This window comes from Plesiomonas sp., from assembly GCF_051652165.1.
Classification (GTDB): domain Bacteria; phylum Pseudomonadota; class Gammaproteobacteria; order Enterobacterales; family CAMTGL01; genus Plesiomonas.
Map to the genome: position 1 here is coordinate 1 of NZ_JBOFTR010000014.1, position 20,503 is coordinate 20,503.

20 protein-coding genes and 4 tRNA genes are annotated in these 20,503 nt (G+C 46.6%); 4 read left to right on the top strand and 20 right to left on the bottom strand.

What is annotated here, in order from left to right; translation table 11 throughout:
- The 5 genes from tuf to ACRC53_RS08030 all read right to left on the bottom strand — a co-directional run.
- Positions 1 to 931: elongation factor Tu (gene tuf, locus ACRC53_RS08010; RefSeq protein ID WP_438642952.1), on the bottom strand; the 931-nt coding region annotated here is incomplete at its 3' end.
- Positions 932 to 1,042: 111 nt separating this feature from the next.
- Positions 1,043 to 1,118, bottom strand: a tRNA-Thr gene (locus tag ACRC53_RS08015).
- A gap of 4 nt (positions 1,119 to 1,122) precedes the next feature.
- A tRNA-Gly gene (locus ACRC53_RS08020) sits at positions 1,123 to 1,197 on the bottom strand.
- Between the two features lie 33 nt (positions 1,198 to 1,230).
- Positions 1,231 to 1,315, bottom strand: a tRNA-Tyr gene (locus tag ACRC53_RS08025).
- Between the two features lie 13 nt (positions 1,316 to 1,328).
- Positions 1,329 to 1,404: transfer RNA gene (locus ACRC53_RS08030), tRNA-Thr, on the bottom strand.
- 206 nt (positions 1,405 to 1,610) lie between these two features.
- Here ACRC53_RS08030 and coaA point away from each other — a divergent pair.
- Complete coding sequence (gene coaA / locus ACRC53_RS08035) at positions 1,611 to 2,558, top strand: type I pantothenate kinase (protein ID WP_438642953.1); 948 nt, start codon at positions 1,611 to 1,613, stop codon at positions 2,556 to 2,558.
- A 58-nt stretch (positions 2,559 to 2,616) separates the two neighbouring features.
- Here the strand turns inward: coaA and ACRC53_RS08040 are convergent, their stop codons facing one another.
- The 15 genes from ACRC53_RS08040 to gspC all read right to left on the bottom strand — a co-directional run bounded on the left by ACRC53_RS08040 (position 2,617) and on the right by gspC (position 16,862).
- Positions 2,617 to 3,567 carry a patatin-like phospholipase family protein gene (locus ACRC53_RS08040; protein WP_438642954.1) on the bottom strand — a complete coding sequence of 317 codons (951 nt, stop codon included), beginning with the start codon at positions 3,565 to 3,567 and terminating at the stop codon, positions 2,617 to 2,619.
- Between the two features lie 70 nt (positions 3,568 to 3,637).
- Positions 3,638 to 4,447 carry a 3'(2'),5'-bisphosphate nucleotidase CysQ gene (gene cysQ / locus ACRC53_RS08045; protein ID WP_438642955.1) on the bottom strand — a complete coding sequence of 270 codons (810 nt, stop codon included), beginning with the start codon at positions 4,445 to 4,447 and terminating at the stop codon, positions 3,638 to 3,640.
- A gap of 12 nt (positions 4,448 to 4,459) precedes the next feature.
- A complete protein-coding gene (nudE, locus tag ACRC53_RS08050) occupies positions 4,460 to 5,044 on the bottom strand; it encodes an ADP compounds hydrolase NudE (protein ID WP_438642956.1) in 585 nt (194 codons plus the stop codon).
- A gap of 217 nt (positions 5,045 to 5,261) precedes the next feature.
- Complete coding sequence (locus ACRC53_RS08055) at positions 5,262 to 6,017, bottom strand: type II secretion system protein N (protein WP_438642957.1); 756 nt, start codon at positions 6,015 to 6,017, stop codon at positions 5,262 to 5,264.
- 2 nt (positions 6,018 to 6,019) lie between these two features.
- Entirely contained in the window at positions 6,020 to 6,502 is a 483-nt protein-coding gene (gspM, locus tag ACRC53_RS08060; RefSeq protein ID WP_438642958.1) for a type II secretion system protein GspM, read from the bottom strand.
- Entirely contained in the window at positions 6,502 to 7,827 is a 1,326-nt protein-coding gene (gene gspL, locus ACRC53_RS08065) for a type II secretion system protein GspL (protein WP_438642959.1), read from the bottom strand. The genes gspM and gspL overlap by 1 nt, the downstream gene beginning before the upstream one ends.
- Positions 7,824 to 8,858, bottom strand: a complete 1,035-nt coding sequence (gene gspK / locus ACRC53_RS08070; protein WP_438642960.1) for a type II secretion system minor pseudopilin GspK — start codon at positions 8,856 to 8,858, stop codon at positions 7,824 to 7,826. Before gspK ends, gspL begins: the two co-directional genes overlap by 4 nt.
- The gene (gspJ, locus tag ACRC53_RS08075) at positions 8,855 to 9,505 is read right to left on the bottom strand and encodes a type II secretion system minor pseudopilin GspJ (protein WP_438642961.1); all 651 of its coding nucleotides are present in this window, start codon (positions 9,503 to 9,505) and stop codon (positions 8,855 to 8,857) included. The genes gspK and gspJ overlap by 4 nt, the downstream gene beginning before the upstream one ends.
- Positions 9,502 to 9,882, bottom strand: a complete 381-nt coding sequence (gspI, locus tag ACRC53_RS08080) for a type II secretion system minor pseudopilin GspI (protein ID WP_438642962.1) — start codon at positions 9,880 to 9,882, stop codon at positions 9,502 to 9,504. Before gspI ends, gspJ begins: the two co-directional genes overlap by 4 nt.
- Positions 9,879 to 10,472, bottom strand: a complete 594-nt coding sequence (gspH, locus tag ACRC53_RS08085) for a type II secretion system minor pseudopilin GspH (protein WP_438642963.1) — start codon at positions 10,470 to 10,472, stop codon at positions 9,879 to 9,881. Before gspH ends, gspI begins: the two co-directional genes overlap by 4 nt.
- Positions 10,472 to 10,942: a type II secretion system major pseudopilin GspG gene (gene gspG / locus ACRC53_RS08090; protein ID WP_438642964.1), complete on the bottom strand. Its 471-nt coding sequence runs from the start codon at positions 10,940 to 10,942 to the stop codon at positions 10,472 to 10,474. Before gspG ends, gspH begins: the two co-directional genes overlap by 1 nt.
- Before the next feature lie 43 nt (positions 10,943 to 10,985).
- Positions 10,986 to 12,218, bottom strand: a complete 1,233-nt coding sequence (gene gspF, locus ACRC53_RS08095) for a type II secretion system inner membrane protein GspF (protein ID WP_438642965.1) — start codon at positions 12,216 to 12,218, stop codon at positions 10,986 to 10,988.
- Entirely contained in the window at positions 12,218 to 13,783 is a 1,566-nt protein-coding gene (gspE, locus tag ACRC53_RS08100) for a type II secretion system ATPase GspE (protein WP_438642966.1), read from the bottom strand. The genes gspF and gspE overlap by 1 nt, the downstream gene beginning before the upstream one ends.
- A complete protein-coding gene (gene gspD / locus ACRC53_RS08105; protein ID WP_438642967.1) occupies positions 13,780 to 15,855 on the bottom strand; it encodes a type II secretion system secretin GspD in 2,076 nt (691 codons plus the stop codon). The genes gspE and gspD overlap by 4 nt, the downstream gene beginning before the upstream one ends.
- Positions 15,856 to 15,890: 35 nt before the next feature.
- Positions 15,891 to 16,862, bottom strand: coding sequence for a type II secretion system protein GspC (gene gspC / locus ACRC53_RS08110; RefSeq protein WP_438642968.1), 972 nt, complete (start codon positions 16,860 to 16,862; stop codon positions 15,891 to 15,893).
- Between the two features lie 477 nt (positions 16,863 to 17,339).
- Here gspC and hslR point away from each other — a divergent pair, with 477 nt between their 5' ends.
- The 3 genes from hslR (at position 17,340) to pckA (ending at position 20,501) form a co-directional block, all read left to right on the top strand.
- Positions 17,340 to 17,780 carry a ribosome-associated heat shock protein Hsp15 gene (hslR, locus tag ACRC53_RS08115; RefSeq protein WP_438642969.1) on the top strand — a complete coding sequence of 147 codons (441 nt, stop codon included), beginning with the start codon at positions 17,340 to 17,342 and terminating at the stop codon, positions 17,778 to 17,780.
- Between the two features lie 33 nt (positions 17,781 to 17,813).
- The gene (hslO, locus tag ACRC53_RS08120; protein ID WP_438642970.1) at positions 17,814 to 18,725 is read left to right on the top strand and encodes an Hsp33 family molecular chaperone HslO; all 912 of its coding nucleotides are present in this window, start codon (positions 17,814 to 17,816) and stop codon (positions 18,723 to 18,725) included.
- A gap of 147 nt (positions 18,726 to 18,872) precedes the next feature.
- Positions 18,873 to 20,501: a phosphoenolpyruvate carboxykinase (ATP) gene (gene pckA, locus ACRC53_RS08125; protein ID WP_438642971.1), complete on the top strand. Its 1,629-nt coding sequence runs from the start codon at positions 18,873 to 18,875 to the stop codon at positions 20,499 to 20,501.
- Positions 20,502 to 20,503: the final 2 nt, after the last annotated feature.

The window sequence follows — 20,503 nt, forward strand, 5'->3', positions numbered from 1 at the left end:
TATAAACTTCTGCTACGAAGTTGGTGTGTGGCTTGATTGAGCCTGGCTTAGCCAGTACTTGACCACGCTCTACGTCATCACGCTTGGTACCACGCAGAAGAACACCTACGTTCTCACCTGCACGGCCTTCGTCAAGCAGCTTACGGAACATTTCAACGCCGGTACAAGTTGTTTTAGTGGTATCTTTGATACCTACGATTTCAACTTCTTCACCAACTTTAACGATACCACGCTCTACACGACCGGTAACTACTGTACCACGGCCAGAGATTGAGAATACGTCTTCGATTGGCAGCAGGAATGGCTTGTCGATTGCACGCTCTGGTTGTGGAATGTAGCTGTCCAGATGCTCTGCCAGTTCAACAATTTTCGCTTCCCACTCTGCGTCGCCTTCCAGTGCTTTCAGCGCTGAACCACGAACAACTGGAGTGTCGTCACCTGGGAAATCGTACTGAGACAGAAGCTCACGCACTTCCATTTCTACCAGTTCCAGCAGCTCTTCATCATCAACCATGTCACACTTGTTCAGGAACACGATGATGTAAGGAACGCCTACTTGACGACCCAGCAGGATGTGCTCACGAGTCTGTGGCATTGGGCCATCAGTTGCAGCAACAACCAGGATCGCGCCGTCCATCTGAGCAGCACCGGTGATCATGTTCTTAACGTAGTCGGCGTGACCTGGGCAGTCAACGTGTGCGTAATGACGGCTTGGAGTGTCATACTCTACGTGAGAAGTGTTGATGGTGATACCACGAGCTTTCTCTTCTGGTGCGTTATCGATTTGATCGAATGCACGAGCTTGGCCACCGTATACTTTTGACAGTACGGTAGTGATTGCTGCGGTCAGGGTAGTTTTACCGTGGTCAACGTGGCCGATAGTACCAACGTTAACGTGCGGTTTAGTACGTTCGAATTTCTCTTTAGACATTGAATAGTCCCTCTAGACGCGGTTATCGGTGGTAATAGTTACCACATCAACCAAGCATGGCTTGTTGAATATAGAACAACGTTAGAATGGGATAGAAAGATTCAGGTGAGATGGTGCTGATACCCAGAGTCGAACTGGGGACCTCACCCTTACCAAGGGTGCGCTCTACCAACTGAGCCATATCAGCACATTGGAGCGGGCAGCGGGAGTCGAACCCGCGTCATCAGCTTGGAAGGCTGAGGTAATAGCCATTATACGATGCCCGCATCCTGAAACTCGGCTACCACATTCTGGTAATTTGGTGGAGGGAGAAGGATTCGAACCTTCGAAGGCTGAGCCGTCAGATTTACAGTCTGATCCCTTTGGCCGCTCGGGAATCCCTCCGGATTCTTTGTTATGGTGCCGACTACCGGAATCGAACTGGTGACCTACTGATTACAAGTCAGTTGCTCTACCTACTGAGCTAAGTCGGCGTACCACAAGTGCTGCGCATTTTATGGGTACTTGAGGGGCGATGCAACTGTTTTATCGAAAAAAAAACATGAAATAGTTCAACTGCGTAGATTTTGTTCAAAGAATGTGCTTATTACGTTCTATACTATCGCCTTTGCCACAGGCACTCACTGTATTGTGCTCTTTTTAGTGGTTAAATAGGTTTGGTTTAACCCCGGATTTGGCTATGACACAACATCAAGATATTGCTACACCTTTTGTTTCTTTTGATAGACAAGCATGGGCAAATCTCCGTGATTCAATCCCGTTGACGTTAACAGAGTCTGATTTATCACGCCTAAAAGGGATTAATGACGAGCTTTCACTTGATGAAATAGTGGATATTTATTTACCGCTATCGCGTTTGCTAAATTTTTATATTCGCTCAAATCTGCGCCGGCAATCGGTTTTAGATCAGTTTTTAGGCCGCGAACGCCAGCGAATACCGTATGTAATAGGCATTGCAGGCAGTGTTGCAGTAGGGAAAAGTACGACTGCACGTATTTTACAAGCCCTGTTAACTCGCTGGCCAGAGCACCGTAATGTTGAGTTGGTAACAACCGATGGTTTTTTGCATCCAAATAAAGTGCTTCACGAGCGCAATATCATGAAGAAAAAAGGGTTTCCTGAATCTTATGATATGAAAAGTTTGGTGCAATTTATCTCTGAAATTAAATCAGGCAAACCCAATGTGGCCGCGCCAGTCTACTCGCATTTAATTTACGATATTATGCCAGAGACCCAAAAAGTGGTTGAGCAACCAGATATATTGCTGCTTGAAGGGCTAAATGTGCTACAAAGTGGCATGGATTATCCGCATGATCCACATCGTGTGTTTGTTTCTGACTTTGTTGATTTCTCTATTTATGTTGATGCAGATACGGCGTTATTAAAAAGCTGGTATATCGATCGCTTTCTAAAATTTCGCCAAGGGGCATTTTCTAATCCTGATTCCTATTTTCACCACTATGCACAACTTCCTGAAACAGAAGCGGTACAGATTGCTAATCAAATTTGGGATGAGATTAACGGATTGAATTTAGAGCAAAATATTTTGCCAACAAAAGAGCGGGCCAGTTTGATTTTGACCAAAGGATCAGCGCACGCTATTGAGCGTGTAGCACTGCGTAAGTAACTCATTGATGGTTAACGTACGCTAAATGACTACCATAAGCGGGATGATCTGTGGGCAGTTAATCAGTATTTGCTTGTAGCCATGGGGCAACAGCAGAGAGAAAATAGCGCCCACAGTGTCGCCCAACCCAGTAATCATGATCGAGTTCATTTTGCTTGCTGCCTAAGGTTTTACTGGCCAAGCTATGTGGTGGATAAATTTCAATAATCCGTAAGTTATCTGGCGGATTGAGTAAAAAGTGCTGTGCTTGCTGATAGCTTTGTGCATGGTGTTTAACCATTTTCGCCATATGGTTAAATTTACTGTGTGATAGCCATTGGCTAAAACGGCTTAACCACTCTGATGTATAGTACGGTTCTGAAGGGACAGTTCGGATCACGACGACGACATCGGCACCACGCCGGTAAGCCTCTTCAACAGGTATTGCTGCGCTAATGCCACCATCCCAATAACGCTCACCTGCCACATCAACACCATTTCGATATAGACCAGGAATAGCAGATGAAGCTTTCATGCTGTCGTGCCAACTGTCTGCATGTGCAGGAAAGTATACGGGTTTAAAGTCATCGTAACGTGAGGCACACATCAAAAACTCACGGTTATGCAGCCGTTTTTCTGCACGCTCTAACGCCAATGGATAGACTTCGGAGACGGAGTCTATCAGCCAATCTAAGTTAAGCATGTGCCCACCAGAGGCAAAACTCATTGGGCTAAAAAAACGTTTTTGGGTAGTAAAACGGGTAATGACATTGCGTGCATAGCCTGTTTGATTCAGTACATAAGCAGATGCATTTTGTGCGCCTGCCGATGTTCCTAAAATGAGGTTAAATGGGTAATAATCATCACCTAAAAACTCATCTAAAACACCTGCAGTAAAGATGCCGCGTTGCCCGCCACCTTCGCAGACCAGTGCTAATTTGTTATAGCAAATGGGGTGGGCAATCGATAATGGCTCAATTTGCCCTAAACTTAATGGCAGACGCTTACCCATATACAGACCTTCACACATCAATCAAACATTTTTATAACGTGTGTGAAGTGTAACCGCGAAATGAGAAATAGACTCATTTTAGTGACATCTAATTGGTAAGAATGGTTTTCCACGGCAGAGTCGGATCACCAATACTGATAAAGTTTGGGTTCTCTAAGGTTTCACGTTGGTTGTAGCTCAATGGCTTTAGATAGGTATCAGATAAATTGCCCCCTGCTTCATGTAAAATACATTGGGTAGCACCGGTATCCCACTCCCCTGTAGGGCCTAAACGCAGGTAAGCATCGGCAATGCCTTCGGCGACCATGCAGCTTTTCAGTGAGCTTGAGCCATGTGGCAGTAAGGTATAGTGCCAGTCTGGGTTGAGTTGTTCCGCCAGCATGGCTTCCGACTGACGGCGACTGACAGCCAGTATGATCTGTTTTGTTTGTTCATCGACTTTACGGGTCTGAAGTGGGGTAATGATCCCGTTGATATCGCGCTTAAATGCACCACCCGCATCGGTTGCATAGTAGCTGACTTTACTAATCGGTGCATATACGACACCTAGCGTCGGTTTATGTTGCTCGATTAAGGCTATTATGGTGGTAAATTCACCGCTTCCGTAGATAAACTCTTGTGTACCATCAAGAGGGTCAACTAACCAGTAACGCGCCCATTGATGACGTGTGCTTAAGGGAATATGACAGTCTTCTTCAGATAAAACTGGAATATCTGGTGTGAGTGTACGCAGGCGTTCAGTGATCAGCGCATGTGCAGCTAAGTCTGCACTGGTAACAGGTGTATGATCTGATTTAATCTGCTGTTTAAAATCACCTTGTTGATAGATATCCGCAATCAATTGGCCTGCCTCTTGTGCTATTGCCAATACAGATGATAACAACGCCTTCGGTGTCATAGGGTGCTCCGTTTAGGGATGAGATGCGGGTGTGACAGGAGATGTAATCGGGTTATTTAACCAATCACGCACCATAAACAGAGCGGTCATGGCACGAGCTTCATTAAATTCTGGCAGTGCAAGTAGTGCATCAATATCACGTAATGGCCAGCGAATCAGTGTCAGTGGCTCTGGTTCATCCCCTTCGAGTTTGCAAGGGTATAGATCACGGGCCAGCAGCAATGTCATCTGGCTTGAGAAGTATGCCGGTGACATCATAACGGATTTTAAAACTGTGAGTTGGTGAGCACCAAAACCGACCTCTTCCATCAGTTCGCGGTTAGCGGCGGCCAGAATGCTCTCTCCGTGATCAACTAATCCTTTTGGAAAGCCAAGTTCATAACTCTCTACGCCAACGGCATATTCGCTAATGAGCAGCAGATCATCGTCGATTATGGGTACAATCATTACAGACTCTCGTTGGCGAGGACGCATTCGTTCATATATGCGCTCAACGCCATTACTGAAACGCAAGTTTACTGATTCAATATGAAACAGACGCGAACGCGCTGCTGTTTTTATTGAGAGTATGGTCGGTTTATGTAATGTTTTATCCATAATACGTTTGCGTTGCCCCTGTCTGATCATGTTGTTGATCTGATGACTACGCTGATAGTACCGCTGAGAATATGATTTGACTATGTGGATAGCTGAATATATCTGTTAAATGTTGCCCCAAAAGGGTGTGTTCATCTTGTTTGTTGAGGTCTGTTTATAGGCCATTGATGTTAATAGCGCGGCTTGATAGTGATCATTGTGATTGCACACTGTGATATTACCAAGCTTGTTTAAGCTGTAAGGGATAACTCCCTTTTGTGTCAGGTGAGCCAAGCAGTGATAGTGTTTGTTTTAGCATCGGTGTGAGGGCTTTAGGCTGTAGCGTGCCGTTAAGATCCCACCCGGTTGATGTTAGGTTGGTTTGGGCATCAACCACAAATTGCGGTGATTGTGCTTTTAAGATAGCGTGCAGAGTGTGTGGCTGTGGGCAAGAGAGCACTGCATTTGCAGGTTTTGCGGTGATTTCATTGCCCATCAAGGTTGCACCTGCTTGATTCCATGTAATCATGGCTTGCAGTTGTTCACACCCTTTAGCGGTCAGTTTTGCAGTAGTAAGCGTAAGGTCAATACGGCCAGCCAGTGTCATCGGGATCGTTGGTGCGGCAGTGTTGATGCTGTTTGCCGGTAAGCTAATCCGCCATTCATGCAGTGTCCAACCAAACCATGTGCGGCGCACTTCACCTTGCCCTGCGACATGTAATGCGCTGTTTTGACCAACGTTAAGTTCAATGGCCAATTGCAATTGCAAGAGTGCAAGCCAGTTCATTTTCCAGCTCACTTCACCTAAATCCCACTGCTGATAGCGTGCTTGAGCGGCATGACCTTGCCACCAATAGCCGCTTAATGTACCTAATTTTAGTTCAGGGTGAACAGCAGAAAGTAGAGGGCGTAATAGGTAGGCTGGCGCATGGGCAGTGATACTCAGTGCTGCAACCCCTGCCAGTAATAGGGTGTTTTTCCATACAGTACGCATTATTATGGTTGCTCCAATTGCAGACGTTCTACTTTCACCATGCCCGGTTGTTCTGTGGGCAGCAGGTCGAGATAAACGACATCTACTCCATACTCAATCCGCAGCTTGAGTAGCCAGCTAAGTAGCTGGTTAAACGGAAGATCTTCTATCCATAACTGTAATGAGCGATCTTGTGGCTGCATTCGGATCACTTTTAGCCCATTTTGGCTGGCACTGAAGCTAACTTGCTGTGATAGGCTTTGGTTGCTGTTATCTGCTGTCGTGGTTTTGCTTTGTTGCTGTTGCCAACGGCGAATGCTTTCCGTAGAGGCGTGTATTTGTGTCAGCAGTTGTTGATTTTGGCGCAAGCGTAGTGCTTGCTGGGCAATATGTTGATTCAACGGTTGCCATATCCCCCAGAAAAACATCCCTAAGAGTAAGCACCCCCCACCCACTTGTAATAGCCGTTTTTCTCGTAAGGAGAGTTGTTTCCACCAAATTGGCATTAGCGTTTCTCCTTGATTGTTAGTGCGCCGATAACTTGCCCAGCTTCACGTGATAACTGACCTTGCTCTACTGAAAACTGGCTGCTAAGAGCAGAGCGTAGTTGTTCTAGTTGAGCAAAGTCAGCCGCTTTTGCCTGAATACGCAGTGTTTGACGATCACGGTCATACTTCATGCCCATAAAACGCACGGTAGGTGTTGCTGTTGTTTGTTGCTCTTCAATAAAGGTTTCTGCCACTTTACGTAGACGCGGTATTAGCCCTTGCATGACCGGTTGACCACGCATTTGGCGTAAAACACTGTTGAGTTGTGCGCGTAAATTTACTAAGCGTTTTTGTTGCGGGAAGAGTGCTCGATAGGCGTTCTCTGCCTGTAATTGAGCTTGATCGGCTTGACGAGTGAGTTGCCACAGTTGTACACCGCGATCAACAAATATCACACTGAGTAATATACTGGCGGCAAGAGCCACCTGTTTCCAGCGTTGCCACTGCTGCTGATAAGCATGTTTAGGTGCAAACGGCCCAGTCAGTAAGTTAATTTTGTGCTTGTTGTCTGTGTTGAGCGCATGTTGTGCTAAAAGTGCAAGTGCGCTGTGCCCGTGTGTAAGGGGGGTATATTCCCAAATAAGCGGCAGTGTTGGCGCAAAAGAGGGATTTGGCAATGGGCTATAACTTTGTACACGGTACTGAGGTTCAACACGCTGATCACAATGTGTTGGGTGATCCGTTATCGTGCTCTCTGTATCCGCATTTTGAGGCGTGTCAGTGCACTCGACTTTACGATACAGTGCCTCAAACAACGAGGGTAAAAGTTCAGACTCAGCTGTAAATCCTTGCCATTCATGTTGCCTAACGAGCCAATCATTTTGCAGTTGCAGTATGCTTATTGTATTGGCAGATAATGGCAATACTAACCAGTCAGGTAATAGCCGCTGGGCGTTTAAATTTGCGGCAGCTAACCATGTTAACCACTGCTCCATTTTTTGCCGTTCCACAACGGCAACCTGTGCCTCATTGCCACTGCGGTGTAATAAAGCAAAATGCAGATCGTCAATATCTGCAGCCAGATCATCTTCAAGCAAGACAGGTAATACACTTTCTGTCTGTTTTGCTGCCCCTTTTGGTAGAGTACATGTGCGTACACTGATCTGGTGGCCTGGCACAAGAACCCAAAGTGGGTGCTGCTGATAATCAGAAAGCTGCGTTAATGCCTCTGTGCTTGGAAGATCCCCTCCCACATGTGGTTTTTGTTGATCTTTTGACCACAGTAACCAACTGACACTGTCTGTCGCCTCTGCGGGCAACCGAATAACGAGGACGCTGTTCACTCAACTTCTCCTAACTGATGCCGCAGAACATAAAATGTGCTCTCTTTTTTATCTTTTGCTAACCCACTGCGCAGTGTTAGTTCAATACGCCCATTTTGTGCATGTGATGTGAGCAAAAAGTAGTGGCTATTAACTGTGAGCATCGGGGTTACTGCTTTTTTCACTTCTGGATCTAACCCTGCAATAATAGGGCTATTGAGAAAGGCTTGTACATCAATCCACCCATCTCGTGGACGATCACCTATCGCGCGTTTCGCTTGTTCTAATGAGAGATGAGGGGTAAACAGTGCTTGCAATAAGAGGGCGCGATCCTCTGTTAATGTATTGATATTAATCTCTAACTTCTTCTCAGGTAAGGCACAGACATAAGGTACGATCGCCTGATAAATCGTGGCATCAACCCCGTTGACGGCCCGTAATTCACTGATATCTGCTAACAGTGTATTCGGTGCAAGATATGGCACCGGCAACCCAAGATAGTGGCTATCTTCCACGCCATATTGCGTATCGACAGTGCTATTTGTGTCAACAAACTCCCACACACTATCGGTAATCACTTCGGCTTGATAATTGTCTAATTGCTTATCATTAATCGAAATACTACTGAGTAACGCTAAGAGCTGTTTTGCGAGCAAGGGCCGTTCGATGCTACCTTCTGGGTGTTTTAGCCCAGCAAAGGCATTGAGATTAAAACACGATTGCATATCAACTAACTCAGTTGTGATGCTGCCTTGATCCAGTGGAAAACGCTGCTTTCCTACGGCCCATGGCTGCCCTAAATGCACACGCTTTTCATCACTTAATGAGGCATTTAATACACTGATTGCCAAGGCTTCGCTGCTCATGGCATACCAATATGCTTGTGTATAAAGCTGCTGATTCTCTGCTCGTCTGATCTGTTGCTGTAAACGTACAGTTAACTGACTAGCCAGTACGGTTAATATTGCCAGTAACATCAATACGACAATCAGCGCCATGCCAGAACGCGGCGCAGTTTGAGGGAGCGTAGTGCGAGAGTAGTTTGTGATCATTCACTTCCCTCAGCACTGTTAGGATTAGCCTGGTTCACTATCCCATTGCCCAGTAACCAAATGCGCTCAATATCACCACGATCAGCCAATGTCAGCGTTAAACGTAGGGCTTGCGGTAGGGTATTAGCGTCATCCCAATTATCTTGCCAACGTTTCCCGTTATAAAATGCTAACTTCATGGTTTGAACATCATGTAAAACGGTGCGTACTGTCGGTTCAGTACGGCTTGGTGCGTCAACAACCGGCCATACAAGGCGTTGAAGTTGCTGATCTTTTATACGATACCCTACCCGTAATAGTTGACTGCGGGGTAATTGCATTTGTGGATTAATTAGCCCACTCCGAACGACCCGAATACCCATACTGTCAGAGCCAAGCAGACCATTACCCACAAGTAATACCGGTTCAGGATCTGCAAAATCACTGCGTACTTTTCTTGCAAGCATCTGCCCTAAATCGCGTTGTAGATATTGCATGCTTTTTTGTAATTCAATTAAACGTGTGCTGTGCTCTTTACTGATCACTTCGGTACGCCGCACGCCGTCTACAACTTGATAAGCACTCATTGTCAAAAAAGCAAAAATGGCAATTGCGATAAGCAATTCCAGTAAGGTAAAACCTGATGATATTGTGCAGCGTGGCATCATGGGTTCTCCGCAGCACGATCATCACGGCTAAAATAGCTGCGCAATACCGCAACGGTGGGCGACATACTCGCTTTTGGGCTAACGCTCAAATCAATAGCCTGCAATAAAGGCGCTTGTGTTTTCACCGGTTTACTGCGCCAATACCATGTGTGGCCACCCAGTGTCGCTTGGCCTTGTTGCTCGCGCACCCGTTCGGCTGCTGGCATTAATGCCAGTAGTGCTTGCTGATTTTCAGCCACCCAGCTTGCCAGTAGTTTCTCTTCTAAAACGCTTAAACTGCGGATATGGCCGCTGGCTGCCTGCACGACAGCTAACGCTGCAACGGCAAAAATAGCCAGTGCAACCAGCACTTCTAACAGTGTAAAGCCGCGTTTCATTGGCTATCCTGCGTTGATGGGGCCACTAACTGTAAATCACCGTTCTCTTCACCTTTAATCGCCCAAGGTGCGTTGTGGTTTGCCATACGCTCTGTTGTTTTAAAACTAAGGGTAAAGGGCAATGAATCCCCGCCGGCATCAAGCCAAATTTGTGGTGGTGGCTGTTTGTTTTTATTTTGCTCATCATTGAGCGTGGTATTTTCATCATGCAAGTTCAGGCGCATGCGGCTTAATTCCAAATCACTCTCTTGTGCATTTTGCCAGCGGTACTGACCAAGCATCAGATCAAGTGTCAGCCCTTGCGGTAGAGTGACGGCCGTGGTGAATTTTTGGTCACGCAGCGGTTGCCACTCTCCTTGCTCACGTTGCATCAGTTGGTAGCGCGTTTTATCAATACGAATACCGTATAAACGACCGCCTAATATGGCCTCTTCTTGCATCAGTTGTGCCAGTGCGAGAAAGCGTTGTGCCTCCTCTTTGGCTTGATCTTGCTTATTATCTGGCAGCATCATCATCACACCACTGCCTGCCAGACCAATAAGAAAGATCACCAACATCATTTCCAGCAGAGTAAAGCCACGGCGTATCACTATTTTTGATACTCGTTGATGTTCCAATTACCAATATCGGCAGCACTCCCTTCTCCGCCTTCTTGCCCATCAGAACCTAGTGAGTAAACATCGGTTGCGCCTTTTTCACCTGGGCTAAGATATTGATACTCATTACCCCAAGGGTCTTGAGGAAGGCGTTTAATATAGCCCCCTTCGCGGTAATTACGCGGCTCAGGTGTGCCTGAGGGTTTGCTAACTAATGACTGTAAACCCTGCTCGGTTGTGGGGTAAGTGCTGTTGTCGAGTTTGTACATATCAAGGCTGTTTTCTAAGGCGATGATATCGCTTACGACTTTTTGTTGATCTGCTTTCTCTTTATTTCCCAACAAATTAGGTACAACTAAGCTGGCTAAAATACCGAGAATCACAATAACCACCATCACTTCAAGCAGGGTAAAACCTTGCTGGGGGGATGCAGACTGACGAGAAGCGGTGAAAGGCTTTTGCATAGTTTTAACTCCTGAAATAAAAAGCCGATCCTCGGCTTACGGTTTACATACCGACCATGTTATTAAGCTGCAACATAGGTTGCAAAATTGAGATAACAATAAACAGCACAATGCCCGCCATACTGACAATCAGTACCGGTTCAAAAACCCCCAATGCGAGGCTCACTAACGATTCAAATTCTCGATCTTGGTTATCAGCCGCACGTGTTAACATCTGTTCGAGCTCACCACTGCGCTCACCAGAAGCAATCATGTGCAGCATCATTGGGGGAAATAATTTACTTTCATCAAGTGCTGCGCGTAGACTTGTGCCTTCACGCACGCGCTCTGATGCTGCCATAACCTGTTGTTCAACATAGCGGTTTGACGCCACACTCGCTGCAATTTGCATTCCTTCAAGTAAGGGCACACTGCTTGATGACAAAATACTGAGTGTACGTGCAAAACGGGCTGTATTGAGCCCACGACTGACTTTACCTACCAACGGAATACGTAAAATACGCTGATCCCAACGCAGGCGAATCATTGGGCGTTGTAGCAAACGTTGCCACACGACTGAGACAGCAAATAATCCGATGACAATCAATAACCCATAGGCTCGAACACCGTCACTGAGCATGATTAAGATCTGGGTTGATGTTGGCAGTGCTTGCCCTAGATGCTCAAACTGTGACACCACTTTAGGCACAACAGAAGCCAGCAAAATCCCGATTACCCCGATTGCAACCACGGTGAGTACCAGTGGATAGAGCATCGCTTGCAGCATTTTGCCTTTCATGTGTTGCCGTTGTTCGGTGTAATCAGCAAGCCGATTTAAGACTGCATCGAGATGCCCTGATTTTTCACCGGCGGCCACCATAGCGCAAAATAGCTCATCAAAGACTTTACTGTGTGTACGTAAGCTGTCGGCCAGTGTGTAACCTTCAAGTACCCGTGAGCGCACAGCAAACATGAGTGTTTTTAGATGTGCTTTTTCACACTGCTCTCCCACTGCCCGTAAACACTCTTCCAGTGGCATCGAGGCTTGTACCAAGGTGGCAAGTTGGCGGGTGATTAGCGCAAGATCTGCGGCACTTGCACCACGTTGCCAACGTGGAATGCCCGTTTTCACGCCCTCAGCACTCACGCTTTGCCGCGCAGTGCTCTCTATCAGTTCGGTGGGTAACAACCCTTTATCTCGCAGCAGTTGACGTGCTTGCCGTGTAGAGTCCGCCTCAATAACCCCTTTTTCTGTTTTACCACTGGCGCTCAGGGCGCGGTATTGATACGCAGCCATTACCCCTCCCTCGTCACTCGCAGTACTTCTTCGAGAGTGGTGATCCCCATTAAGACTTTACTCATGCCATTTTCACGAATATTGGGGCTACGTTGGCGTGTATAACGCTCTATTTCTTGCTCTCCTGCATCACTGTGGATCATTTCACGTACCGTCTCATCTACGACAAGTAATTCATGAATGCCGGTACGCCCGCGATAACCTTTTTGGTTACATTTAGGGCAACCTTCTGCATGATACAAGGTGACAGGATCTGTATGAGTGATACCTAATGTTTTACGCTCTTCGCTTGTAGCTTGTGCAGGGCGGCGGCAATCGGCACACAAGGTGCGAACCAAACGCTGTGCCAAAACACCCAATAGGCTTGATGAAATCAAAAAAGGCTCAATACCCATATCACGCAAACGGGTCACTGCGCCTACAGCGGTATTAGTGTGCAGCGTTGAGAGCACTAAATGGCCTGTTAATGAGGCTTGTACTGCAATTTGTGCGGTTTCCAAATCACGAATTTCACCGATCATCACCACATCAGGGTCTTGACGTAAAATAGCGCGCAATCCACGGGCAAAGGTCATATCCACTTTGCTGTTCACTTGTGTTTGCCCGATGCCTTCAAGGGTGTACTCAATCGGGTCTTCCACTGTCAGAATATTGCGCTCTTGGCTGTTGAGCTCCTGTAAGCCTGCATACAAAGTGGTACTTTTTCCTGAACCTGTTGGGCCAGTGACCAATAAAATGCCATGTGGCTTGAAGATCAGTGAGCGAAAAATGGTGCTCATTTGTGGTTGCATACCCAAATGACTAAGTGTCAGGCGTGCTTGATTTTTATCCAGCAAACGCAGTACTACCCGCTCGCCGTGGTTTGATGGCATTGTCGAAACACGCACATCTACAGCTCGCCCGCCAAGCAATAGCGCAATTCGACCATCTTGTGGAATACGCTTTTCCGCAATATCCAGCCGCGCCATAACTTTGATCCGCGAAACCAGTAAGGTGGCCAGTTTTCGGCTTGGCCGCAGCACTTCGCGCAGTACGCCATCAATCCGAAAACGAATCACCAACACTTTCTCGAACGTTTCAATGTGAATATCGGATGCGCCCTCTTTGATGGCCTCACCGAGCATAGCGTTGATCAATTTGATGATCGGCGCGTCGTCTTCACTTTCGAGCAGATCTTCAGTCTGCGGCAGCTCTTCTGCCAGTGTGTAAAAATCACCGTCAGCACTGATATCTTCCATCAGTTGGCGCGCTTCGCTAGAGTCACGCTGGTAAGACTCGGTCAATCGCTGCTCAAATTCTGCTGGGGCAAGTTGCTGCACGTGAAACGCACTGCCGATGACACGTCGCAGTTCAAGCAATACCTCAAGCGAGAGTGGTTGAACATGGTAAATACACCCACCTAATCCAACATGGTGCGATAATGTGTCCTCAATCTGGGTCGGTTTCTCTACATCGGTTTGGGCCACGGTCTGATAGGCTGATTCCGCATCAAAGATCACCCCAAAACGGCGGGCAAAACTGAACGGTAAACGGCGTGATGGCTGTTCAACGTCCTGCTCACTCATACTTTTAACCCCCGAGCATTTAAAAATGCACGGACTTCAGCAGGTAAATCAACGTCTTTACCGTATTCAGGCAAAATTGGCAGTGACGTGCGCGGCATCAGGCTCATACCTTTATCATTGCGATAGAGCTGTTCGGCACGAATATAATTGTATTTTCGTTGCGAAACGCCATCAGCGGCCATACCATCACGCAGGATAGTCGGGCGGATAAAGATCATTAAATTGCGTTTTTCTTTCTTGTTCGAGGTTGATTTAAACAGGTGGCCTAAAATCGGAATATCGCCCAATAACGGCACTTTTGCGACACTTTCACCGCTTTGATCATCAATCAACCCTCCCAGTACAATCAGATCGCCATCATCGGCCAATACGGTAGTTTTTAATTTACGCTCGGCAAACACCACATCGAGGTTGGTTTGGCCCTCTACTTTTGATACTTCTTGTTCAATGGTCAGTTGAACGGCATTCCCTTCGTTGATTTGCGGGGTAACTTTCAGCATGGTGCCGACTTTTTTACGTTCAACGGTATTAAACGGATTTTTATTATCAGAGCCGGTGGTTGAACCTGTTAGCACGGGCACATCTTGCCCTACCATGAATGAGGCTTCTTGGTTATCCAGTGTGGTAATACTTGGGGTTGAGAGTACGTTGGAGTTTGAATCTGTTTTTACTGCTTGTACCAAGGCAGCCCAATCCCCTTTGACAATACCGACTGCCGCTCCACTGTATGCACTTAAAAGCTGGGTTAATGCAGAGATATCACCAGGTTTATCTGGGTTAATCGTTGTTGAGCCATTATCATTGATGATGGTTGAACCCTGTTCAGGTTTGGCCTGATACAGTGCCCCAGCTAACGGGCCGATTGGGATCTGATTACCATTGGCAAATTGCACTAAACCAGCACTTTTTGACCCCCACTGCACACCAAAGTTGATGTTATTCCCTTCGGCTATTTCAACAATCAGTGCTTCAACATGAACTTGTGCACGGCGTACATCAAGCTGTGTCACCACACTTTGTAAAGATTGCATAATATCTTGTGGTGCTGTGACAACCAGCGCATTGGTATTCTTATTTGCTGCAATCGAGACTAACGCGTTACCACGTGCCCCCCCTGCTGCTTGCCCTTGTTGCGCCTCTTTGCCTGCTTTTAGCGTACCGCTGACTTGGTTGAGGACTTCAACCAGATCTTCTGCTTTACTGTATTTAAGGTAAAAGACTCGGCTGTTGCCGGTATTTTCAATTTCAGAGTCAAGCTGCCGGACTAAGCGTTTTAAGTTTTCACGTACTGCTGGATCACCACTGATCACAATGCTGTTAGTTCGTTCATCGGCAACGACTTGTGATTTTAAGGTAGCAGGTTGATTTTGATCGTTAGCTTTATTGAGGCTATCAATCACTCGCACCATCTCTGAGGCAGAAGCATTATTTAATGCAACCACTTCTGAGGCTTTATTCCCAGTTAAATCAACCCGATGAATCACATCAGCTAAACGGTTAACCACAGATGCGCGGCCTGTCAGCATAATGACATTTGAAGGGTCATAGTTAACCACGTTGCCTGAGCCTGCATTGTCAATAAGCTGACGCAGTAGCGGTGCGAGTTCTCGCACTGACACATTACGTACAGGAACAACGCGGGTGATCATTTCATCACCTTCAAAACCACCACTACCATTACTAACAACCGGTAAAGGTTCTGTTTTTGCATCGCGTGATTTGACCACTTTAAGCACACCGTTATCCATGGGAATCGCTGAATAACCGTTAGCCTGCAATACGTTCAAAAACAACTGATAATATTGGCGTTCCGTGAGCAAATCGGTGCTGCGAATGTTAATGCGCCCCTGTATTGAGGGGTCAGCAATAATGGTTTTATTTAAATTTCGGCCAACCGTATCAATAAAAGTATTGAGGTCGGTATCTTTAAAATTTGCCGAAAACTCATTTGCCCATGCAACCCCATGTAGCATCAACAATGATGCCATCGTCAGGGCTTTTAATGTCGGTTTTACCCGTTTACAGGCAAACCTGAGCTGAGTTAAAGATTCGGATGCAATGTCATTACTCATGGTTTGCCCTTGTATTACGCAAATGTTCATCGAATTTAAGGCGTAACAAGAATGTCATAACGCATTCCTGCACGCTGTACAGTGAGGGTGATACTTGTGAGCGTCGCAAGCTGTTGCATAACCTGCATAGCTTGCTGATCGTCAGTTAAATCCAACCCATTTAATGCCACCGCAATGTCTTGATCTTTTAAGCCAAATGAGTCAAATAAAGCACGGTTAGCCCCTGGTGAAACACGGTATCCCACCAAGGTTTTTTCTTTGCGTATTGGGCTTAATCGAATGTAATTCAGCACTTTTTGCGGATCTTGTGCAATTAAGGCACGCACTGCGGCTAACTCTGTGTTTATGGCAGTGCTTTCGGCAGCAGGCTCATCACTCACTGCTGTTTCTTGAACTGGGGGCGTTTTCGTGGTGATGTGAGTTGATGAACGAGTGTTACTCTCGGCACTTGTAGACTGACGACGCGCGGATAACTCAGTGGCAGCAGGCTCACCGGGCAAACGCAAAACCTCGTGTTGACCGGCGTTATCGAGCAACACTTGCAATGGCTCAACGGCTAACAATGTCACGTTTGATCCCCCCACTTTTTCCCCTAGCATATAGCTCTGCTGTTTACCTTGTGCCTCTATCACGGCAACACTGCGGGCGGCATCTTGACTGGGCGCAACACCACGCAACACAAAATTGAGCTTTGTGGGGACAATCACTTTTTTGGCCGGTTCGTCAACAATTGGGGTTGGCGCTAATGACCCAAACCACTGTTGTTGAAAAACCACACCAAGATCTGATTCAGTTAATAAATGAGTAGGGGTTGTTTGTACCTGCACAGGAGCAGTTGGCGGTAATACCACAGGGTCTGGTTTTGGCCAAATAAACCACACCAACTGGCCTACGCTCCAAATGCAAGCAAACCATAACGCACGCTGCAACCCGCGTGCACAACGGTCTTGCCATTGAGGTTGCGTGCACTGATGCAGTATTGTTGAAAATCGGGCAAACAAAACCACCGCTATTTCCCTATGTTATTAACTCAACAGAGCTCTTGAGTTACCATAATCACGCAACAAGTAATAAACATGACAAATAATGTCCTTCTCATTACTTTTACACACAATACCAAGCTAAACCGCAACAATACCGTCAATTATGGCTTTGCCTGTTTCACACAGAGGGCATTGCACAAGAAAACAACATGACAGATTACTGCAATATTATGCAATAAATCATTACTCACTGAAATGCACAACACATTCTTTTTGGAAAATTTCAGTTTAAATCACGAAAATATCATTTGATTAAACATAAAAAACAAGCTATTAGATTTTGACTTTTATTGCTTGCTTTACACATCCTTTCCACTCTTTTCTCTCTACTCGTTGTATGACCAAACACTACCTGTACTGCGCTTGCAACAGTAGGTTTCTCATCGCAGAAATGAGATAATTTTCTTTTATGTTCTCGCTCATCGCAGCAGAGGGTTGCCAATGTGCGGAAAACGCCATCCAAAAAACGGCGGTGCGCCACAAGATATTGACGCTCTTCCTGCCGTACGCTTAGACAAATGGCTCTGGGCTGCTCGCTTTTATAAAACACGGGCACTTGCACGTGAAATGGTCGACGGCGGCAAAGTGCACTACAACGGTCAACGCAGTAAACCGAGCAAACTGGTCGAATCAGGCGCAACCTTGGCATTACGACAGGGAAACGACACGCGAACGGTAGTTATCTTGCAGGTTGCTGAACAGCGCCGCAGTGCAACTGAAGCACAGTTGATGTATCAAGAAACAGCAGAGAGTATTCAACTGCGCGAACAAGTGAGTCTTGCCCGCAAAATGAATGCATTATCTATGCCACACCCTGACCGACGACCCGATAAAAAAGAGCGGCGAGATCTGATCCGCTTTAAATATCACGACGCTGAATAACAACACAGTGTTATTAATTATTGAGAGAATGTTATGCACAACCATGAACTCACATCTCTAAGCCCCAACACACACGACCAACTGCACCGCTATCTGTTTGATAAAGTCTCTGTACGCGGAGAGATGGTGCGTCTGGCTCAAACTTATCAGCAGATGCTCGATAATCATGACTATCCGCTGCCCGTTCAGCGCCTTCTTGGTGAGATGCTCGTGGCCACAAGCTTGCTGACCGCAACATTAAAATTTGAGGGTACAATTACAGTACAACTGCAGGGTGATGGCCCATTACGTCTGGCGGTCATTAATGGTGATCACCTGCAAAAACTGCGCGGTGTTGCCCGTGTTCAGGGGAATATCACTGATGAGATGACGTTGCGCCAGATGATAGGCCAAGGGCATTTAGTGATCACAATTACCCCAAATCAGGGTGAGCGTTATCAAGGGATTGTGGGTTTAGAAGGTGAGACATTAGCGGAATGCTTAGAGGGCTACTTTGCTCAGTCAGAACAGCTCCCTACCCGCCTATTTTTACTGACTGGCGCACACCAAGGCCAGCCAGTTGCAGGCGGTTTTTTGCTGCAAGTGCTACCTGATGAACATGCCAATGGCGATGAGTTCGAACATTTAAGCCAGTTAACAGTCACCATGACCGCCAATGAAATGTTTGGGTTAGATGCTGAAGAGGTGTTGTATCGCTTGTATCATCAAGAAGAGGTCACTGTCTACCCCGCGCAAGAGGTTTGCTTTAGTTGTACCTGCTCACGTGAACGCTCTGGCGCAGCCATTTTGACGGTAGATCCGCTGGAAATAGAGCAGATTCTGTCAGAAAACGGTGAAATTGATATGCATTGCGACTACTGCCAAGCCCATTATCGATTCGATGCGATAGATATTCAGGCACTTCGAAACGGATCACACATAAATTCATCAAATCAGCTACACTGATCACAAGGCGGGAACATTCCCGCCATTTCTTTGTGTTTCCCTTAAAAATAATAACCAAAGTTTGATGATGCTCGCTGTATCGATTAGGCACATCATTAGTATGGCTATTAGGAACAAGGAATTGTCCAATTACAAAGGAGCTGAAAGATGAGTGTATTAGAGGTAGAAAGCCCAATCGTCTTAGATCTGGCCAGTTATGGCATTAAAGACGTTAACGAAATCATCTACAATCCATCCTACGAACTGCTATTCCAAGAAGAAACCTGCAAAAACCTCTCTGGCTATGAGCGTGGCATTGTCACCAATATAGGTGCAGTGGCTGTTGATACCGGTATTTTTACCGGCCGTTCCCCGAAAGATAAATACATTGTCCGCGATGATACCACCCGTAATACCCTTTGGTGGGCTGATCAGGGAAAAGGCAAAAATGATAATAAAGCAATCACCCCTGATGTGTGGCACGATCTCAAAGCATTGGTGACTAAACAACTATCACACAAGCGTCTTTTTGTTATTGATGCATTTTGTGGCGCAAACCCTGATACTCGCCTTAAAGTGCGTGTCATTACGGAAGTGGCGTGGCAAGCGCATTTTGTCAAAAATATGTTTATCCGCCCAAGCACAGAAGAGTTACAACACTTCACCCCTGATTTTATCGTGATGAATGGCGCAAAATGCACCAATCCACACTGGAAAGAGCAAGGCCTGAACTCGGAAAACTTTGTCGCATTTAATCTCACCGAACGCATTCAACTGATTGGCGGCACATGGTATGGCGGCGAGATGAAAAAAGGGATGTTCTCTGTGATGAACTACCTGCTGCCACTACAAGGTATTGCTTCCATGCACTGCTCGGCTAACGTGGGTGAAAAAGAGGATGTTGCGATCTTCTTTGGTCTGTCAGGCACAGGAAAAACAACCTTATCCACCGATCCTAAACGTCGCCTCATTGGTGATGATGAGCATGGTTGGGATGATGACGGTGTATTCAACTTTGAAGGAGGCTGCTATGCAAAAACCATTAAGCTCTCCGAAGAGGCGGAGCCCGATATTTTCCATGCCATTAAGCGTGATGCGCTGCTGGAAAACGTAACCGTTCGCGCTGATGGTTCTATTGATTTTGATGATGGCGCAAAAACTGAAAATACCCGCGTCTCTTACCCTATCAACCATATTCAAAATATTGTTAAACCTGTATCAAAAGCTGGCCACGCCAATAAAGTGATTTTCCTAACCGCAGATGCATTTGGTGTGTTGCCTCCGGTTTCAAAACTCACTCCTGAGCAGACCAAGTACCACTTCCTGTCTGGCTTTACCGCTAAACTGGCCGGTACAGAGCGTGGGATCACCGAGCCAACCCCGACATTCTCGGCCTGTTTTGGCGCAGCTTTCCTGACGCTGCACCCGACACAGTACGCTGAGGTGCTGGTGAAGCGTATGGAAGCGGCCGGCGCTCAGGCTTATCTGGTCAATACCGGCTGGAACGGTACGGGCAAGCGGATCTCCATCAAAGATACCCGTGCAATTATTGATGCGATTCTCGATGGTTCAATCGAAGAGATGCCGACAGCTACCCTGCCGATTTTCGACCTTGAGATCCCAATGACACTGCCAGGAGCAGATACCGGTATTCTTGACCCACGCCACACCTACAGTGAACTGGCACAGTGGGAAGATAAAGCCAAAGATCTGGCACAACGCTTTATCACTAACTTTGACAAGTACACTGATACGCCAGAAGGTGCAGCACTGGTACAAGCAGGCCCACATCTGTAAAC

Bases quoted from the DNA above. Each gene is read 5' to 3' on its own strand.
- coaA (WP_438642953.1), top strand. From the start codon at position 1,611: ATGACACAACATCAAGATATTGCTACACCTTTTGTTTCTTTTGATAGA.
- ACRC53_RS08040 (WP_438642954.1), bottom strand. From the start codon at position 3,567: ATGTGTGAAGGTCTGTATATGGGTAAGCGTCTGCCATTAAGTTTAGGG.
- cysQ (WP_438642955.1), bottom strand. From the start codon at position 4,447: ATGACACCGAAGGCGTTGTTATCATCTGTATTGGCAATAGCACAAGAG.
- nudE (WP_438642956.1), bottom strand. From the start codon at position 5,044: ATGGATAAAACATTACATAAACCGACCATACTCTCAATAAAAACAGCA.
- ACRC53_RS08055 (WP_438642957.1), bottom strand. From the start codon at position 6,017: ATGCGTACTGTATGGAAAAACACCCTATTACTGGCAGGGGTTGCAGCA.
- gspM (WP_438642958.1), bottom strand. From the start codon at position 6,502: ATGCCAATTTGGTGGAAACAACTCTCCTTACGAGAAAAACGGCTATTA.
- gspK (WP_438642960.1), bottom strand. From the start codon at position 8,858: ATGATCACAAACTACTCTCGCACTACGCTCCCTCAAACTGCGCCGCGT.
- gspJ (WP_438642961.1), bottom strand. From the start codon at position 9,505: ATGATGCCACGCTGCACAATATCATCAGGTTTTACCTTACTGGAATTG.
- gspI (WP_438642962.1), bottom strand. From the start codon at position 9,882: ATGAAACGCGGCTTTACACTGTTAGAAGTGCTGGTTGCACTGGCTATT.
- gspG (WP_438642964.1), bottom strand. From the start codon at position 10,942: ATGCAAAAGCCTTTCACCGCTTCTCGTCAGTCTGCATCCCCCCAGCAA.
- gspF (WP_438642965.1), bottom strand. From the start codon at position 12,218: ATGGCTGCGTATCAATACCGCGCCCTGAGCGCCAGTGGTAAAACAGAA.
- gspE (WP_438642966.1), bottom strand. From the start codon at position 13,783: ATGAGTGAGCAGGACGTTGAACAGCCATCACGCCGTTTACCGTTCAGT.
- gspD (WP_438642967.1), bottom strand. From the start codon at position 15,855: ATGAGTAATGACATTGCATCCGAATCTTTAACTCAGCTCAGGTTTGCC.
- hslR (WP_438642969.1), top strand. From the start codon at position 17,340: ATGTGCGGAAAACGCCATCCAAAAAACGGCGGTGCGCCACAAGATATT.
- hslO (WP_438642970.1), top strand. From the start codon at position 17,814: ATGCACAACCATGAACTCACATCTCTAAGCCCCAACACACACGACCAA.
- pckA (WP_438642971.1), top strand. From the start codon at position 18,873: ATGAGTGTATTAGAGGTAGAAAGCCCAATCGTCTTAGATCTGGCCAGT.